This window comes from Streptosporangium sp. NPDC023963 (assembly GCF_040639135.1).
GTDB lineage: Bacteria > Actinomycetota > Actinomycetes > Streptosporangiales > Streptosporangiaceae > Streptosporangium.
This window is the reverse complement of record NZ_JBEZZK010000003.1, coordinates 640,868-658,622: the sequence shown is the minus strand read 5'-3', so window position 1 is coordinate 658,622 and position 17,755 is coordinate 640,868. Positions and strand designations below refer to the sequence as shown.

Below are 17,755 nucleotides of genomic sequence, written 5' to 3'. Positions count from 1 at the left end.
TCGTCCGTGCCCGCCCTCGTGCCCGCCCGCGCCACGCGTGCTTCCCGGACCCGGCCGCAGGGGAGGCGGCGACGTGATCTCGCCCGCGACGCCCGCGACGCCCGCGAAGCCCGCGACGTCCGCGCCATGCCCACGTCCCGGATCCGGCCGCCGCCGATGACCGACACGCGGGTGGTGACAGCGCCCGCCGGGCCCCCGCCCGCCCGGCGGTCGCGCTGGCGGACCTGGCCCCTGCTGTCCGCGCCGGTCGCCTGGCTGGTGTTCGTGGTGCTCCATCGCGCGCTGTCCGGCCGGGTGTGGTGGTGGCAGGCTCCGGAGCTGGTCCCGCCGCTCGCCTTCGCGGTCCTCCCGGTCCTGCTGCTCGCGGTGGCCCTGCCGGCGCGCCGGGCCCGGGGGTGGATCGCGGCGGTGACGCTCGCCTCCCTGGTGCTCGGCGGTGGCCTGAGCGGGCTCAACCCCGCCGCCCTGTGGCACCGCCCCCCGCCCGCCCCGCCGGGCGCGATCACGGTTTTCTCCTGGAACACGTTGTACTGGGACATGGTGACGGGCGGGGAGACGATGCCACCGCCCACCGGCACGCCGGCGCGCGACGTCGACGACTTCTACCGGTACCTGCACGACCAGAAGGCGGACGTGTACCTCCTGCAGGAGTACATCTACTTCGGCCCGGACTCGAAGGCGATCCGGGTGGACGACCTGGCCCGGCTGCGCCGGGAGTTTCCCGGCTACCACGTCGCCGCGGCGAGCGAGATGGTGACGGTCTCCCGGTTCCCGATCGTCCTGGAGCGGGGGCTCGACCTCCGCCCGTGGGTGTCGGAGAAACGCGACGCGGTCCTGCCCCCCGACCCGGGCCTGCCTGGTTTCTCGGTGGTGAAGACGCTGCGCACGGACGTACGCGTCGGCGGGGAGAGCGGGAACGGCGGAGACGGCGGGAACGGCGGGAACGGCGGGAACGGCGGGAAGATCGTCTCGTTCTACAACACGCACATCAACTCGCCCGTCCACGCGTTCCCGCCGGGCCTGGACCCCCGCCGCCTCAACCGGACCCAGCACGAGCGGCGGCGGGCCAACCTCCGCGCGCTCGCGGCCGACGTGGAGAGGAATCCGCACCCGGTCGTGCTGGCCGGGGATTTCAACGCCTCACCGGCGATGGGCATCCTGCGCCTGCTGCCGGACCGGCTGGTCGACGCCACCCTGGTGCTCGAATCGCTCTACCCCACCTCCTGGGACGACCGATGGCCGCTGTGGCGGATCGACTGGGCGTTCACCACGCCGGACGTCACCGTGCACCGGTACGGGCTGGTGCGGTCGGGGGGCCTTTCCGACCACAGCGGGCAACGCCTGGTCATCTCGACGAGCGGGTGATCCGGCGAGGAGGCGCGGGGACTCCGGGGTCTCCTCCGGGAGAGCGGTCAGGGCCTGGACAGCACCCGGTCGGGTACGTGGGCCGCGGGACGGGTCCAGCTCGGCGGCTGCCCGAGTGGCGCCCAGCCGGCGACGGCGTGGTGGGCGCCGGCCAGGACCACCCCCTCGGCCGCCCAGACCGGCAGGTCGTGGTCGCCGCGCAGGATCTCCTGGTGCAGCGCGCGCAGCTCCGGCCCCGGCTCGATGCCCAGGTGGTCGGCCAGATACCCGCGCAGGCGCGCGTACTGGGCCACGGCCTCCGCGGTGCGTCCCAGGGCGCAGAGCGCGCGCATCAGCATGCTCGCGAGCGGCTCCACGAGCGGGTAGCGGGGAACGAGGGGGGTGAGCTCGGTGACCACCGCGTCGGGCCGTCCCAGCCGCAGGTGCGCCTGCGCCCAGGTGACGACGGCACCGACGAACTGCTGCTCGATGCTGTAGCGCATCCGGGAGGCCCAGTCTCCGGAGATGCCGGTCAGCGGCGAGCCGCGCCACAGTTCCATCGCCTCGGCCAGCAGCGCGGCCCGGGCGGGGTCGTCGCCGGCACGGGCCTGCGCCTGTTTCGCCAGACGGTGGAACCGGTGGGCGTCCACCCGGTCGGGGTCGGCCTCCAGGACGTAGCCGCCGCCGCGGCGCTCGATGGCGACCGCGGTTCCCGCCAGTGCCTGCCGCAGGCGTGCGATGTGGGCGTACAGCGAATCCGTCGCCCGGTCCGGTGGAAGATTCCAGACCCGGTCGATCAACGTCTGAAGTGGCACGGGATGGTTGACGTCGACCGCGAGGGCGGCCAGCACCGCGCGTCGTTGCGGTGGCCCCAGGGGAACGCGCCGGCCGTCGACGGTCACCTCGACCGGGCCCAGTATGCGGACTTCCATGCTTTCCTTCCGTGTCGCTCTCACAACGGGACCGGCTGGTGGGCGAGCACGAGCGTCACGCCCAGGGCGGCGGCCCACAACATCGAGTTGGCGACCATGACCCGGTCCCGCAGCAGGATCCGGACCGGGTCACCACCGCCTTCGTCCATCAGCTGGATCTGCAGGTAGCGGAAGAGGGCGAAGAGCGCGAAGGGCGTGGACAGCAGCATCGCCGTCTGGCCGTACTGGGGGCCGAACGGGCCCTCGTCGCGCAGGTACATGAGGCCGGAGACGAGGGCGAGCACGGCGGCGATCTGCAGCAGCCAGTTGGTCAGCTCCATCGAGTAGCCGTGGAGCGCCGGCCGGTGCGCGGCGCCGGTCTTCAACTCCTGGCGCCGCTTGCCGATGAGCAGCAGCAGGGACATCGAGAACACCGCGACCAGCAGCCAGGTGGCCGCCCGCCCCCCGGCCACCTCGTACCCCTGGACGACCCGGAGGACGAAACAGACGGCCACCGTGCCCACGTCGACGAGCGGGATGTGTTTGAGACGGCGGCTGTACGCGATGTTGATCAGGAGGTACGCCACGATGGGCCAGTACGGTCCCGGGGTGAGGGCGATGACGGCACTGAGCAGCACGAGCAGGCCGGCGCAGTAGGCGTACGCGACCCTGATCCCCACGCGACCGGCGGCGACGGGACGGTGACGCTTGACGGGGTGGTGCACGTCGCGGTGCCGGTCGGCGATGTCGTTGCCGACGTAGACGGCGGAGGAGGCCAGGATGAACGCGACCGTGGCCAGGACGACCTCGACCACGGTGGCGAGGTTCCACAGGGAGGTGTCGATGAGCGCGAGCGGTACGAGGAGGATCGCCTTGGCCGCGTGCGAGGGCCGGATCAGCCTGAAGAGGTCCGTGACCAGGCGTGGCCGGGCCTCCGCTTTCTGCTCCGGGGCCGGTCCCCTGGGCCGCGGGAGTTCTGGAATGTCTGCCGATTCGACGACGTACATGCTTTCCTCGTCATTTCAGAAGAAGACTTTCGCCAGCGACAGCGCGCCCTGCCGCCACGCGTCGCGGCTGGTCTGGCCGGCACCCCGCGGTGAGCCGGCGGTGCGATGCTCCCGCCACCAGGCGTACGTGCGGAGGATCGCGTCCCGGTTGGACAGCCGGGGCCGGAAGCCGAGCCGGTCCCTGGCCTTGTCGATGCTGACGTAGGAGTCGGCGAGCAGCTTGTGCACCAGCCGCCCGTACACCGGGGACAGCCGGGTCCGCTCCAGCAGCCGGAGTCCGGCCAGGGCCGGCCGGACGGGCAGTGACACGACGCGCCTGCCGTGGCCCGCCGTGTCGAGCACCGCCTGGAAGTCCTCCCGCAGCGTGCCGAACTCCGCGGCCGCGAGGTTGTAGGTGTCGTTCGCGACGTCCGCCGGTGCCGTCAGGACGCCGGCCACGGCGTCCACCAGGTCCTCTATGGCGAGCATCTGGATGCGCACGTCCCCGCGGCCGAGGACCGGGAAGTTCCGGCCCTCCTCGGCCCACTCGAAGAGCATCGCGAACAGGCCCATCCGGCCGGGACCGAGGAAGGTCTTGGGGCGCAGGATCGGCACGCACATCCCGCCGGCCCGATACTTGTCGGCCAGCTCCTCCGCCTCGGTCTTGGCCCTGGTGTAAGGGTCGACCGGCTCGCGCGGATGCTCCTCCGGGGTGGGCACCAGCTTCGGGAGCCCGTACACGGCGGTGGAGGAGATGTGCACCGTCCGCTCCACCCCGGCCCGGCGCGCGGCCTCCAGCACGCTGTGCGTGCCCCCGACGATCAGGCTCTGGATCTGCTCCGCGGGATAGCTGGGCAGCGCGCCGGCGCAGTGCACGACCGCGTCCGCCCCGGCCATCGCCTCGGACATCAGCGCGACGTCGCGCACGTCGCCGACCCGGTGCCCCGCCCCCGGGACCGGGTCGGACGGCGGGCGCAGGTCCACGCCGATCACCTCGTGGCCCGCGAGCACGAGCCGCCGCACCAGGTTGCCGCCGAGCATCCCGGCGCTGCCGGTCACTACGACCCGAGAGGCCACCGCGATCCCACCTTCTCCCGCACGAACCGGGCGAGCAGCCGCGGCAGGCCCTTGGACAGGGTCTTGTCGAGGCTCTGCACGAAGTACTCGACGTCGTCGGGTTCGATGGCGAGGGTCGGCGCGACGACGAGGGGGTTCTCGACGTTCGGGCTGTAGTACGACACGATGTCGTGCTCGCTGTAGAGGTCGGCGATCACCGAGAGGGTGATCAGCTTGGTGCGGAAGTGCGGGTCGCCGGAGAAGCCGGGCACCAGCTTGCCGGCCAGGTCGAGCACCTTGGGGCCGCCGGTCAGGAACACCCCCCACAGCGCCCCCGTACCGGTCACCTGGCCGACCACGTCCGGATAACGCTTCTGGATGTTCTCCAGTCCGGGCTTCAGGATGCGCTCGATCTGCCGCGCCCGCGCGGGATAGTCCTCCTCGACGATCACGTTGATCGCCTCGATCGCGGTGACGGTCTCCTCGCCGAACCCGTAGTAGGTCGTGCTGTGCAGGATGACGTCGGAGAGCCGGTCGTAGGCCTTGCGGAAGATGGGCTCCCGCGCGGTGTACCCGGCGATGGACGCCTTGCCGCCGCCCAGCGACTTCGAGTAGACGAGGATGTCGGGGAGCAGGTCCGGATAGCGCATGAAGTAGAAGAGGCTGCCGGTCTTGCCCCAGCCGGTGTACACCTCGTCGAAGATCATGATGATGTCGTGCTCGTCGCAGAGCCGTCGCAGCTCGCGCAGGTCCGTCTCCGACCAGGAGCGCATGCTCGACGCGCTGAACGGCTCGACCATGATCGCGTAGACGTCGCACTTGCCGTCAGGGGTGCGCGCGGCGTCGACCGCCGCCCGCACGGCCGCGAGGTCGCCGTACGGGTGGACGACGATCCCCGGGAGCCCGGGGAACCGGAACGAGTTCTCCGACGATCCGGTCAGGCTTCCCGCCCCGAGGGTCTTGCCGTGGAAGCTGATGTCGGATCGCAGGATGGTGTTGCGCCGCCCGCCGTGATACTTGTACGCCATCTTGATGGCGCCCTCGTTGGCCTCGGCACCCGAGTTCGGGAAGTAGGAGATGTTCAGGTCGCCGGGCAGCAGCGTGGCCACGTTGTGGCTCAGCGCGGCCACGTACGGGGAGAAGAACGCCTTGTGGACCTCCATGCGCCCGGCGTCGGCGAAACGACGCCGGGCCGCCAGGATGCGCGGGTGGTTGTGGCCGTGGTTGAGGACGCCGACCCCTCCGGTGACGTCGAGGATCCGGCGGCCGTCACGGGTCCAGATCCAGGCGCCCTCGGCTCGCTCGGCGAGCTCGCGACCGAAGCCGAACGAGGTCATGAGGTTGACCTGGCTGCGGCTGACGTACTTCCCGTACAGGTTCTGGACCTGTTTCACGGTAAGGTTTTCACACTCATCGATGCCGATTAGCTCCGACACGTTCGCCCTTTCCTGGCGTTTTTCCGCATTTTGCAGCTGCTGGCGTCACAGGTGAGTTCGGTCCGAGGATGGCAATCATCGCGAGGTGGGCGCCCGTCGGGCTCCTGCGGCAGCGCCGCCGCTGTCACCGGTCAACCCCTGGGTCTTCCTGCGCAAGGTGCCGGCCTTCTCTCCGCGGTATGAGAAGACGAGAGACATCTCGCTAATGGTGTTAAATATGGCTATACCTCGCACCATACAAATCTGTATAGGTCGGCGCCGTGGCACGATGAACCGCGAGCGGGAAAGGGCGGCGCGAAGCGCGGACTCGGATTTCGTCTTTCGGAGATCCCGTGGCCGTCGCGGTCACATGTGGCGATGATTTCGGGCATGCAGGATTCCGCGATTACGGCGGGCATGAGAATGTTTCCAGCGTGTAAATTTCCGGGATTACGACCGATGAGTCTGAAGATTATTTTCAGCGCGTAAGGTTTCCCGCCGGTTCCGATCGCTCATTTCTCATTGCCGCCGATCGGGTGGAGCGCTCCCATGCGGCGAGCGGCGACTTCCGGCGCGGCCCGGTGTGGCCCGGTGCGGCCCGGTGCGGTGACCTCGCCTTCGCGACCCCCCGGACGCTCCGCCGCCGGACCGGCGACTCTCGAGGGGGCGCCGGTGTCTCTAGCCGCCCCACCCGTACGACGGCCGGTACCGGACGACGCCGCGGGCGATCGGGAGGCCGGTGGCGTCTCCCGCCGTGCCGGGCACCTGGCGCGCGGTGGAGAGCAGGTCGGCCATCTTGGCGTTGAGCCATCGGGGATCGGCCGTGCAGCCCTCGGGCGGCATGCCGAAGCGGCCGAGCGCCAGGCGGCCGAACTTGGCGTCTCGCCTGGTTCGCCGGTTGCACACGTCACCGAGAGTGCAGGCGGTGAGGAGGGAGCTGTGAAGCGCCCGCCGTACGGCCTGCACCTGCTCCTCCTCGGTCTCCTCCTGCCGGGTCCGCTCGCGGGCGAACAGGCAGAGCAGGTCGTGCATGCGGTACCGGTCCGCGTCGCGGACCTCCAGGAGCTGGACGTCCGCGAGATGATCCAGGAGATCCGCGGTCTGTTCCTCCGAGCGGTCGGCCAGCGCCGCGGCGACCGCGACGCTGATGTCGGATCCGCCGAGCAGGCTCAGCAGCCGGAACATGCGGGAGTGCTCGGCCTCCAGGCTGCGGTAACTCACCATGAAGCAGGCCCGGACCGCGCGGTCGTCGGCCTGCAGCTCGGACAGGCGGTGATCCTCGACCGCGAGCCGGGCGGCGAGGACCCGCAGCGACAGGCCCGGCCGGGCGATCAGCCGGGCGGCGGCGATCCTGATCGCCAGCGGCAGGCCGCCGCAGAGCCGTACGATCGCGCGGGCCGCCCGAGGGTCGGCGGCGACGCGCTCCTCGCCGATCAGGCGGCTGAGCAGGGTGGTCGTCTCGTCCTCGGCCATGACGTCGAGGCGGAGATGCGTGACGGCGTCCAGGGAGGTCAGCATCCTGCGGGCGGTGATCAGCACGCAGCAGGCAGGGCTCGCGGGCAGCAACGGCCGTACCTGCGCGGCGTCCCGGGCGTTGTCGAACAGGAACAGCAGGCGTTTGCCGTCGGTCAGCGAGCGGAACCGCGCGGCGGCCTCGTCCACCTCGGCCGGCACGGCCGCGTCGTCGCCGCCGAGGGAACGTAACAGGCGGGCGAGGACCTCGGCCGGGTGCAGCGGCTTGACGTTGGGGGTGGAGCCGTGCAGGTTCACGTAGAGCTGCCCGTCGGGGAACCGGTCCGCGATCTGGTGGGCGACGTGCACGGCGAACGCCGACTTGCCGATCCCGGCCGCTCCGGCGACCGCGGAGACGGCGATCCGGTCCGGGCCCGCGGAGACCAGCGCCGTCCGCAGCCGTGAGATCTCGGCGGCACGCCCGGTGAAGGCGGCCGAGTCGATCGGGAGCTCGGCCGGGGCGAACGCCCTGCGGGCGATGACCGACGGTGACGGCGCCGCCAGTACGGAGTCGTCGACGAGGATCTGCTGGTGCATGCGGATCAGGTCCGGGCCGGGATCGACGCCCAGCTCCGCGGCGAGCGTCTCCCGAGCGCGCTGGTACACCGCGAGCGCGTCGGCCCGGCGGCCGGAACGGTACAGGGCGAGCATGAGCTGTGCCCGGAGCCGCTCGTTCAGCGGATCCCTGCGCGTCAACGCCTCCAGGTCGGCGAGCACCTCGCCGTGCCGGCCCAGCGCCAGACGGGCCTCCAGCGAGGCGTCCACGACGGTCGTTCTCAGCCCCTCCAGCCGCGCCGCCTCGCCCCGCAACGGCTCGGGCAGGGACAACCCCTCCAGAACCGCCTCCGCGCGCCAGAGGCCCAGAGCCCGGGTGTACCGTTCGAGCGCGACGTCATTTCGCCCTTCGGATAACATCAGACGTCCTTGAGAGGCGAGTTCTTCGAACAATCTCACGTCTGTTTCACCGGGAGCGACCCGGAGCACGTAGCCGTTGGAACCCGCCTCGATCCGGGAAGGCGAACCGAGCGCCCGGCGCAGCGCGGAGATATAGGTGTAGAGGTTCGACTCGGCGTTGACGGGAGCCTGTTCACCCCACAACCAGTCGAGCATTCGATGGGTGGGGACCGCCTTGCCGGCATTGAGCAGCAGGGCGGCGAGCAGCACCCGCTGTTTGCGCCGTCCAAGGGCGATCGGCTGCCCATTGGCCGTCCGCACCTCGATCGGTCCAAGAATCTTGAAATCCATCGGCATCACTCTTCAGCGCATATCATGCACCAACATGAAACGTACAAATACGTATAAATCCTGTTTTGTATAGCGACTCATGATCGCGGTCCTCAACCTTCGGAGGGTACTCACCTGAAGGGAAGAAAAAGATTACGCGGCCGACATCCCCGGACGACCGCACTCCGGTGCGGCGTTCCGCGACGCGTATTGTGATCGCCCCTGCTCGGCCACTCCAACCAGGGGCGTCGCGCGGGACGGGAGGGGCGCGTCACGGCGCGAGCCGTGGACCGGCGGGCCGGTGCCGCCCGCGCGCCCGGCTCGAACATCCACCGTTCCCGGGCTCGCCGGATCCGGCCGGCAGGTCACCCCGCGGGCATTCGGCCGTGCCGCCGGAAGAGCCCGGCGGCCCCGGACGCGAGGCGGCCGCCGGTTTCTCGTGTTCCCGCTTTCTCGTGTCCCGCGCCACCGGACCACCGCGGTCTCCCCGGTGGCGGGCGACGGGGGCGGCCGGTCTCCCGGCTCAGCCCTCCGCGCGCTTCTGGCGCTCGTTGTAGGCCCTCATCCGGGGGGGATAGCCGGTCAGCTGCACGTCGTAGACCGGCAGGGCCAGGTCACGGGCCACCTTGCGGATCACCGCGGGGGAGCCGACCCGGCGCCGGGTCCACTCACCGTCGTCGGCGACGGCCACCGCCGTGGTGTTCGTCGCGAAGGTCTCGGGCTCGACATAGAACTCGACGCCCCGGCGCGACTTCGCGAAGGCGATGAGCGACTCGACGTCGGCGTCGGTCGTGGCGCGGTCGAACTTGGCGATCTTCGGCCCGCGCAGGCGCCTCAACCCATAGCGATCTCGCCATCTCATATTTCCTTGTATACCTCTCCTGCTCGTTCCATGGCGGAAGGCCAGGGATGGGTCTCAGGGGCTTATGGGGGTTCATCCTGATATACGAGGCCGACAATCTGGACGAGCATTGAGGTCGAAGCGGCGACGAAAGGGTATCGGTCTCATGGCAGGCACAGCGACACCAGCGGGCCCGGGGCACGGGGGAGTGCCGGCGGCAGGCCCTCGGCCCGGTCACGCGGGGCTTAGGGTCAGCAACCAGGATCGTGAGCGGGTGGTCGAGCACGTCCAGGCCGCCTACGCGGAGGGAAGGCTCGACAAGCTCGAGTTCGACGACAGGCTGGAGCGGGCGATGACGGCCCGCGTCCACGGTGACCTCGTCCCCATCATGAACGAGCTGTACGGCACGCATCCGGCCCGGTCCGTGTCCTACCCGCCTGTCATGGGTCAGGTTCCGGCCTCGTACGGTCATCACGGTCATCACGGCCGCCTCGGCGGGCGGGGCGAGACCGGAGGCGAGCGGCTGGGCGCGATGGCGTCCCACCTGCTCCCGCTGGTCGGCCTTCCCGTCATCGGCCCGGCCGTCATGATGCTCACCGCGGGCAGGACCTCGCCCTACGTCCGGGCCCACTCGGTGGAGGCGCTCAACTTCCAGCTGACGATGCTCGCGGCCACCATCGTGCTGGCGATCACGTTCATAGGTTTCGTCCTGACGCCCCTGCTCTGGATCGGCGGCGTGGTCCTGTCCGTGGTCGGCGCGGTGGCCGCGGCGGGTGACGGTGACTTCCGATACCCCCTCACGCTGCGTCTCGTGAAATGACGACCGGTCTCGTGAAATGACGACCGGTCTCGCGAAGGGAAGGGGCGGGACGTCAGAGCATGAGGGAGCGGACCATGTCGACGGTGTCGGCCTGGTCCGCCGTCTTGTCGGTGCGGTAGCGGATGACCCTGGCGAAGCGCAGCGCCATGCCGCCGGGATAGCGGCTCGACTGCTGCACGCCGTCGAAGGCGATCTCGACGACCGTCTCGGGGCGGACGGTGACCGTCCAGCCGTCGGTGGGGCCCTCGGCGATGCCGAGGAAGCGGTCGGTCTGCCAGGCGAGCAGCTCGTCGGTCAGGCCCTTGAAGGTCTTGCCGAGCATGACGAACCCGCCGGTCAGCGGGTCGCGGGCGCCCAGGTGCAGGTTGGAGAGCCTTCCCTCGCGGCGGCCGCTCCCCCATTCGGCGGCCAGGACGACGAGGTCGAGCGTGTGCCGGGGCTTCACCTTGATCCAGCCGGCTCCGCGCCGCCCGGCGGCGTAGGGCGCCAGGAGCGACTTGACCACCACGCCCTCGTGACCGCTCCTGATCACGTCCTTGAAGAACGCCTCGCCGTCCGCGACGTCGCCGGTGACCAGGCGGGGGGTCACCAGCTCCGGGGGCACGGCGGCGGCCAGGGCCGCGTGGCGCGCCTCACCCGGCAGGTCGAGCAGGTCGGCGCCGTCGACCCGCAGCGTGTCGAAGAAGAAGACGCTCAGCGGGGTCCTCTCTCTCGCGCGCGGTACGTCGGTGCGGCTGGACACGCGGCCCGAGGTGACCTGGAAGGGTTCGGGGCGGCCGTCGGCGCGCAGCGCGATGACCTCGCCGTCGAGGACCAGGTCGCGGGAGGGCAGGGTGCTCATCGCCTCGACCAGCTCGGGCACCTGCGCGGTGATGTCCTCGAGGGCGCGGGTGAAGACGGTGACCCGGTCGCCCGAGCGGTGCGCCTGGACCCTGACGCCGTCGAGCTTCCACTCGACGGCGACCGGCCCGCCGAGCTTGCCGAACGCGGCCGCCATGGAGGTGGCGCTCTGGGCGAGCATCGGTGAAACCGGGCGGCCGACCTCCAGGCGGAAGGCGCGCAGTGCCTCGATCCCGCCGCCGAGGGCGGCGGCGCCGACGGCGGGAAGCCAGCCGCGCAGCGTCAGAGCCCGCCTGACCTCGGCGGCCGGCACCCCGGCCGCCTTCGCCACGGCCTCGACCATCACTCCCTCGAGCGCGCCCTGGCGCAGCTCGCCCCGGAGCAGCCGCGACAGGAAGACCTGCTCCTGGCGGGTGAGGGCGCCGAACAGCTCGGCGACCAGAGTCCTGCGCGCGTTCTGCGAGCCGGGGCCGGCCAGGGCCTTGATCCGGTCGAGGAGGTCGTGGACCCCGCGCAGCGTGGCGGTGGCGGCCAGCCGGGGTTCGGGCGGATCCTGCAGGCTCGTCCAGCCCACGCCGACGTTGCGCTGCGGCAGCTCCCCGGAGAGGTAGGCGATGGCGATCTCCGCCTCGTCCGGCTCGACCCTGCCGAGCAGCTCCGCGAGGTGGGCGGTCTTCGCCAGCCGGGCGGAGCTGGCGGTCACGGCCGCCGAGGTGCGCGCGAGGTCGATCAACAACACAATGGCCAGCTTAAGAGCTACAAGCGGCATTTCGGTGAGGTGAGGGGCTGCTTTTCGGAGTCGTCGCGTTTCCGGGAGGACGGGCCTTCCCCCGAACCCCCTGAACGTGAGCGGGCCGCCCCGCCAGGGCACGCGGGTGACGGCGCCGGGCGCGGGTGACGGCACCGGACACGGGTGACGGCACCGGACACGGGTGACGGCACCGGACACGGGGGAACACGGGGGACGGCGCCGGACACGGATGGCGGGGAGGGCGCGGGGGCGGGGACGGATGGCGGGAGGGCACGGGGGCGGGGCGGGGACGTGACAGGACGCGTCGGGCGGGCCACCCGTCGCCGGTGAGGCCCGCCCGCGCCGTCTCGTCCCGGGGCGTCAGCTCACGCCGAGCAGGTCCACGACGAAGATGAGCGTCTCGCCCGGCTTGATGCGGTTGCCCGCACCGGCGTTGCCGTAGCCGAGGTGCGGCGGGATGGTGAGGCGGCGGCGGCCGCCGACCTTCATGCCCGCGACACCCTGGTCCCAGCCCGCGATGACCCGGCCCCCGCCCAGCGGGAACTGGAAGGCGTCGCCGCGGTTCCACGACGCGTCGAACTCCTCGCCCGTCGAGAAGGCCACGCCGACGTAGTGCACGGTGACCTGGTGCCCCGCCTCGGCCTCCGGGCCGTCCCCTACGACGATGTCGACGATCTCCAGCTCCGAGGGCGGGGCGCCTTCCGGAAAGTCGATCTCCGGCTTCTCCAGTGCCACGTGGTTCTCCTTGGTCGGATACGCGCCGGTCGATTTCCGACCGGCCGGACGACTCTACGGGTTCCGGCGCCGCCACGAGAGACATGGGGCAGGGGGCGGCTTCCGCGTCGCCCTTTCCGACGGGGCGCGCCGTCCTTTCCGACGGGGCGAATTGTCCTTTTCGCCGGAGAGCGTGGGGGCGGCCTCGCGCACGGGGGCGGCGAGACGCGTCACCCGGGATCCCCCCGCGCGAGGGCGGCGGTCATCGGCGCCGCGGGTGCCGGCGGCGCGGGGAGCCATCGTGAGAGTCACTGGGGAGCGCTCTCTGAGAAAGAGAGTGACCCGCTCGGCGGGGAGTGTCAAGGGTTCGGCACGGCGCCATGGAACATGACGGAAACGCGACCTTAATGTGACCTTTCTCTGTGGGAGCGCTCCATCCACGAGAAAATTCAACCTCTAAATCTACCTGACCTGCGAAAACGTTCCCCTGCCTGGGAGAGCGCTCTCCGTAAAAAGCTGATCGCCGGACTCCGGTCGGCGTCGGGGGGACCGTTGACACGTAACCCGCTTGGCCTCAATCTGCTCAGGGAGCGCTCTCTCCATGATCACTTATGAGGACCCAGGAGGGTTCCATGCGTAAGTTACGCCAGAGGTTCCTCGCCCCGATGGTCGCCGTTTCCGCCCTGGCCCTGGGCCTGACCGCCTGCGGCGGCGGCGACGCCGAGACCACCGGGAGCGGCGGAGCGGCCTCGGCGCCGGCCGAGAAGATCAAGCTGACCGTCGGGCTGTTCAGCGACTTCCACTACGCGCCGCTGTACGAGGAGTTCAAGAAGACCCACCCCAACGTGGAGATCGTGGAGCGCCGCGCGCAGTTCAACGACCACCACACCAACCTCATCACCCAGCTGACCACCGGCGCGGGCGCCGCGGACGTGGTCGCCGTCGAGGGCGGTTACATCGGCGCCTTCACCCCGGTGCCGGACAAGTTCCACAACCTCAAGGAGTACGGCCTGGACAAGCGCCAGGGCGAGTACCTCGACTGGAAGTGGAAGCTGGGCGTCTCCAACGACGGCTCCGCGCTCCTGGGCCTGGGCACCGACGTCGGCGGCCTGGCCATGTGCTACCGCCCCGACCTGTTCAAGAAGGCCGGCCTGCCCACCGACCGCGAAGAGGTCTCGGCGCTCTGGCCGACGTGGGACGCCTACATCGAGGCGGGCAAGAAGTTCGTCGCGGGCAAGGTGGAGGGCGCCAAGTTCACCGACGGCCCCGGCGAGCACTTCCGCGCCATGGTCGAGCAGGCCCCCGTCGGTTTCTACGACGCCCAGTACAACATCGTCGCCGCCACCAACCCCGAGGTGCGCAAGGCGTACGACACGGGCGTGAAGATGATCGACGCCGGTCTGTCGGCCAACCTCGCCGCCTTCTCGCCGCCGTGGAACACCGGCATCGCCAAGGGCACCTTCGCCACCATGGTCTGCCCCGCCTGGAAGACCGGCACGATCAAGGACCAGAAGCCCGGCGAGGGAACCTGGGACATCGCGGCCGTGCCCGGTGGCGGCGGCAACCAGGGCGGCACCCACCTGATGCTGCCCAAGCAGGGCAAGCACCCCAAGGAGGCCGCGGCGCTGATCGACCTGCTGACCAGCAAGGAGAGCCAGATCAAGCTCTTCAAGGAGGCCAGCGCGCTGCCCTCGCTGCCCGCCCTGTACGACGACCCCGCGGTGAAGGACTACGTCAACCCCTACTTCGGCAACGCGCCGATCGGCAAGATCTTCACCGACGCCGCCAAGTCGCTCAAGCCCCAGCCCGTGGGCCCCAAGGCCGGTGACGTGCTGCAGGCGATCGGCAACGGTCTCCAGCGGGTCGACCAGGGCAAGCAGAACGCCGAGGAGGCCTGGGCGCAGGCGCTCAAGGACGTCAGCAGGATCAAGTAGTCGCCCCCGGCCGGCTGGTCTCGCACCGGTCGGCCACCTGCTTGTGCCCCTGTCCCCGCGGGGGGCGCGCATCCCGCGCCGGTGAGCCGCGTGGCTCCCGCCGCGACGGGCCGCACGCCCCCGCCGTCCAACGAATCGCCGAAAGGAGCTGCCATGGCCACCCGCGCGCCCGATCGCCTGGCGGCGGTCCCACCGAACAGGCCGGTGCGACCTCGCCGCCTCCGCCGCCACCTGGTTCACCAACTCGACGTCAAGGGCTCGCCGTACGCCTACGTGGCCCCGTTCTTCCTGCTGTTCTCCGCCTTCGGGCTGTTCCCCCTGGCCTACACCGCCTGGGTGAGCCTGCACGAGTGGACGCTGCTGCGGGACGAGCACCCCTTCGTCGGTCTGGACAACTTCAGGACGCTGCTCGCCGACGACTACTTCTGGAACGCCACCTTCAACACCCTGTCCATCGGGGTGCTGTCCACCGCGCCGCAGCTGCTGCTCGCCATCTGGCTGGCCCACCTGCTCAACCGGCCGCTGCGGGCGCAGACCTTCTTCCGCATCACGCTGCTGCTGCCCAACGTGACCAGCGTGGTCGCGGTGGTGGTCATCTTCAGCCAGCTGTTCGGCCGGGACTTCGGCATGATCAACTGGGTGTTCTCGCTGGTCGGCGTCGACGGTGTCGCCTGGAACGAGGGAGTGCTGAGCTCCCACTTCGCCATCTCCACCATGATCATGTGGCGGTGGACGGGCTACAACGCCCTGATCTTCCTGGCGGCCATGCAGGCCGTGCCGCGCGAGCTGTACGAGGCGGCCACCATCGACGGCGCGAGCGGGATGACCCAGCTCCGCAAGATCACCATCCCGATGATCAAACCCACGATCGTCTTCGTCGTCATCACCTCGACGATCGGCGCCATGCAGATCCTCGCCGAGCCGCTGCTGTTCAGCTCCTACATCATCACCGGCGGGGTGGACCGGCAGTACCAGACGCTCGCGCTGTTCATCTACGAGAACTTCACCAAGCTCGACTTCGGCTACGCCTCGGCCATCTCCTGGATGATGTTCGTCTTCATCGTGGTGATCGCCGGCATCAACTACCTGCTCACCCGTCGCGGGAAGGGAGGGCTGTCGTGAGCGCCCACACCGCCGTCTCCGCGGTCCGCCGCCGCTCCGGCGGCACGGCCCGCAGGCTCACCTATCTCACGCTGACCGCGGTGGCGTTCTTCTCCATGCTGCCGCTCTACTACAGCATCGTGGTGGCCTCCCGCGACAACGCGGCCCTGGCCGACGTCCCGCCGCCGCTGATCCCCGGCGGCAACTTCTTCGCCAACGTCGCGCGCGTCTTCGACACGGTCCCCTTCGCCCTGGCGATGCTCAACTCCGTCATCGTCTCCGGCTCCGTCGCGATCGCGGTGATGTTCTTCTCCACGCTGGCCGGATTCGCCTTCGCCAAGCTGCGCTTCCGCGGCCGCAACGCCCTGCTTCTGCTCACCGTGGCGACGATGATGGTGCCGACCCAGCTCGGCATCATCCCGCTGTACATGCTGATGGTGAAGCTGGAGTGGACCGGCACCATGTACGCGCTGATCGTGCCCGCGCTCGTCAACGCGTTCGGCGTGTTCTTCATGACCCAGTACCTCTCCCGGGCGCTGCCGACCGAGCTGCTGGAGGCGGGGCGGGTCGACGGCTGCAGCACCTGGGGCCTGTTCTGGCACGTCGTGCTCCCGGCCGCCCGCCCGGCGGCGGCCGTGCTCGGCATGCTCACCTTCATGTCGGTCTGGAACGACTACTTCTGGCCGCTGGTCGTCCTGACCCCGGAGGATCCGACGGTCCAGGTCGCCCTGTCCACACTGGCCAGCGGATACGTCAACGACTACGTGCTCGGCCTGGCGGGCACCACGCTCGGCACGCTGCCACTGGTCATCGTGTTCGCGCTACTCGGCAAACAGATCATCGGAGGAATCATGCAGGGAGCGGTGAAGGGATGACCGTCGTCGGCACTCGGGGGGCCACCCTTACGGAAGGGCGTGCGGACTTCCCCACCGGTTTCGTCTGGGGCGCGGCCACCGCGTCCTACCAGATCGAGGGAGCCGTGAAGGAGGACGGCCGCGAGCCCTCGATCTGGGACACCTTCTCTCGCACCCCGGGCAAGGTCGTCGGGGGTGACACCGGCGACGTGGCGTGCGACCACTACTTCCGCCACGCCGACGACATCCGGCTGATGACCGAGCTGAACCTGGCCGCCTACCGGTTCTCGGTGGCCTGGCCCAGGGTCCAGCCGTACGGCAAGGGGCCCGTCAACACGCGCGGCCTCGACTTCTACAGCCGCCTGGTGGACAGGCTGCTGGAGGCGGGCATCACGCCGTACGCCACCCTCTACCACTGGGACCTCCCGCAGGCGCTGGAGGACGCGGGCGGCTGGCCCGAGCGCGACACCGCCCACCGCTTCGAGGAGTACGCGGCGGTCGTGCACGCGCGGCTGGGAGACCGGGTCCGCAACTGGGCGACGCTCAACGAGCCGTGGGTGGCCGCCTTCCTCGGCTACGGCAACGGGGTGCACGCGCCGGGCAGGACCGACGCCGCGGCGGCCCTCCGCGCCGCCCACCACCTGTTGCTGGGGCACGGGATGGCGGCGCGGGCACTCCGCGAGGGCGGCGCGCAGGAGATCTCGCTGGTCCTGAACCTGTCACCGGTGATCACTCCCGCTCAGGTGGACGATCCGGGGGCCGAGGTCTCCGAGGCGGACGCGGAGGCGGTCGGCCGGATCGACACCCTGCTGGTCAGGCAGTTCCTCGACCCGGTGCTGCGCGGGGAGCATCCCGAGGGGTTCCTCGACATCGTCGGGCGCAACGGCGGCCTCGGCCACATCTGGGACGGCGACCTGGCGACCATCAACCAGCCGATCGACCTGGTGGGCATCAACTACTACAACCCGTGCGTGGTGGAGGCGGGGCCCGGCCAGGCGGCCGACGCGGCGTGGCCGGGCAGCGAGGACATCCGGTTCTGCCCCGCGGACGGCGTGCCCGCCACCGCGATGGGCTGGCCGATCGTGCCGAACGGGCTCTCCCGCCTGCTGGTGCGGCTCTCCGACGACTACCCGGAGGTCGGCCTGATCATCACCGAGAACGGCGCGGCCTTCGACGACGTCGTGGAGGACGGCCACGTCCACGACGTTCGCAGGACCGAGTATCTGGACGGCCACCTGCGCGCCGTGCACGCCGCGATCGCCGACGGGGCGGACGTGCGGGGTTACCTGGTCTGGTCTCTGCTGGATAATTTCGAGTGGGCCGAAGGGTACCGGCGTAGGTTCGGAATCGTGCACGTCGACTTCGCCACCCAGCGGCGTCTGCTCAAGGACAGCGCGTTGTGGTACCGCGATGTCATCACGCGTAACGGACTGTAACCGACCGTAGGGGAAG

Annotated in this window: 14 protein-coding genes; 6 read left to right on the top strand and 8 right to left on the bottom strand. The window is 70.3% G+C overall.

The genetic code is table 11. The features are described 5' to 3' along the window. Window positions 1–6: 6 nt before the first annotated feature. Window positions 7–1,365 carry an endonuclease/exonuclease/phosphatase family protein gene (locus tag AB0F88_RS14135; protein ID WP_362682250.1) on the top strand — a complete coding sequence of 453 codons (1,359 nt, stop codon included), beginning with the start codon at window positions 7–9 and terminating at the stop codon, window positions 1,363–1,365. Between the two features lie 47 nt (window positions 1,366–1,412). Here AB0F88_RS14135 and AB0F88_RS14130 read toward each other — a convergent pair whose 3' ends face one another. The 6 genes from AB0F88_RS14130 to AB0F88_RS14105 all read right to left on the bottom strand — a co-directional run bounded on the left by AB0F88_RS14130 (window position 1,413) and on the right by AB0F88_RS14105 (window position 9,310). Continuing rightward, entirely contained in the window at window positions 1,413–2,276 is an 864-nt protein-coding gene (locus tag AB0F88_RS14130; RefSeq protein WP_362682247.1) for a BTAD domain-containing putative transcriptional regulator, read from the bottom strand. 20 nt (window positions 2,277–2,296) lie between these two features. After that, entirely contained in the window at window positions 2,297–3,262 is a 966-nt protein-coding gene (locus tag AB0F88_RS14125) for a UbiA prenyltransferase family protein (RefSeq protein WP_362682244.1), read from the bottom strand. Between the two features lie 15 nt (window positions 3,263–3,277). Beyond that, window positions 3,278–4,318, bottom strand: a complete 1,041-nt coding sequence (locus tag AB0F88_RS14120) for an NAD-dependent epimerase/dehydratase family protein (RefSeq protein WP_362682241.1) — start codon at window positions 4,316–4,318, stop codon at window positions 3,278–3,280. Next, a complete protein-coding gene (locus AB0F88_RS14115; protein ID WP_362682238.1) occupies window positions 4,300–5,691 on the bottom strand; it encodes an aminotransferase class III-fold pyridoxal phosphate-dependent enzyme in 1,392 nt (463 codons plus the stop codon). Before AB0F88_RS14115 ends, AB0F88_RS14120 begins: the two co-directional genes overlap by 19 nt. Before the next feature lie 699 nt (window positions 5,692–6,390). Further along, entirely contained in the window at window positions 6,391–8,469 is a 2,079-nt protein-coding gene (locus AB0F88_RS14110; protein ID WP_362682235.1) for a BTAD domain-containing putative transcriptional regulator, read from the bottom strand. Between the two features lie 502 nt (window positions 8,470–8,971). Then, window positions 8,972–9,310: a hypothetical protein gene (locus AB0F88_RS14105; RefSeq protein WP_362682232.1), complete on the bottom strand. Its 339-nt coding sequence runs from the start codon at window positions 9,308–9,310 to the stop codon at window positions 8,972–8,974. A 145-nt stretch (window positions 9,311–9,455) separates the two neighbouring features. Here AB0F88_RS14105 and AB0F88_RS14100 point away from each other — a divergent pair, with 145 nt between their 5' ends. After that, the gene (locus tag AB0F88_RS14100) at window positions 9,456–10,109 is read left to right on the top strand and encodes a DUF1707 and DUF4870 domain-containing protein (RefSeq protein WP_362682229.1); all 654 of its coding nucleotides are present in this window, start codon (window positions 9,456–9,458) and stop codon (window positions 10,107–10,109) included. A gap of 52 nt (window positions 10,110–10,161) precedes the next feature. Here AB0F88_RS14100 and AB0F88_RS14095 read toward each other — a convergent pair whose 3' ends face one another. Together AB0F88_RS14095 and AB0F88_RS14090 are read right to left on the bottom strand one after the other, a co-directional pair. Further along, on the bottom strand, window positions 10,162–11,688 hold the full coding sequence (locus AB0F88_RS14095; RefSeq protein WP_362682226.1) for an ATP-dependent DNA ligase: 1,527 nt from the start codon (window positions 11,686–11,688) through the stop codon (window positions 10,162–10,164). 372 nt (window positions 11,689–12,060) lie between these two features. Continuing rightward, window positions 12,061–12,435, bottom strand: coding sequence for an FKBP-type peptidyl-prolyl cis-trans isomerase (locus AB0F88_RS14090; RefSeq protein WP_362682223.1), 375 nt, complete (start codon window positions 12,433–12,435; stop codon window positions 12,061–12,063). A gap of 611 nt (window positions 12,436–13,046) precedes the next feature. On the opposite strand from AB0F88_RS14090, the gene AB0F88_RS14085 reads away from it, so the two are divergent. From AB0F88_RS14085 to AB0F88_RS14070, 4 genes are all read left to right on the top strand, one after another. Continuing rightward, window positions 13,047–14,348, top strand: coding sequence for an ABC transporter substrate-binding protein (locus AB0F88_RS14085; RefSeq protein ID WP_362682220.1), 1,302 nt, complete (start codon window positions 13,047–13,049; stop codon window positions 14,346–14,348). 153 nt (window positions 14,349–14,501) lie between these two features. Beyond that, on the top strand, window positions 14,502–15,470 hold the full coding sequence (locus AB0F88_RS14080) for a sugar ABC transporter permease (protein WP_362682217.1): 969 nt from the start codon (window positions 14,502–14,504) through the stop codon (window positions 15,468–15,470). Continuing rightward, a complete protein-coding gene (locus tag AB0F88_RS14075; RefSeq protein ID WP_362682214.1) occupies window positions 15,467–16,324 on the top strand; it encodes a carbohydrate ABC transporter permease in 858 nt (285 codons plus the stop codon). Before AB0F88_RS14080 ends, AB0F88_RS14075 begins: the two co-directional genes overlap by 4 nt. After that, window positions 16,321–17,739: a GH1 family beta-glucosidase gene (locus AB0F88_RS14070; RefSeq protein ID WP_362682211.1), complete on the top strand. Its 1,419-nt coding sequence runs from the start codon at window positions 16,321–16,323 to the stop codon at window positions 17,737–17,739. The genes AB0F88_RS14075 and AB0F88_RS14070 overlap by 4 nt, the downstream gene beginning before the upstream one ends. Window positions 17,740–17,755 lie beyond the last annotated feature (16 nt).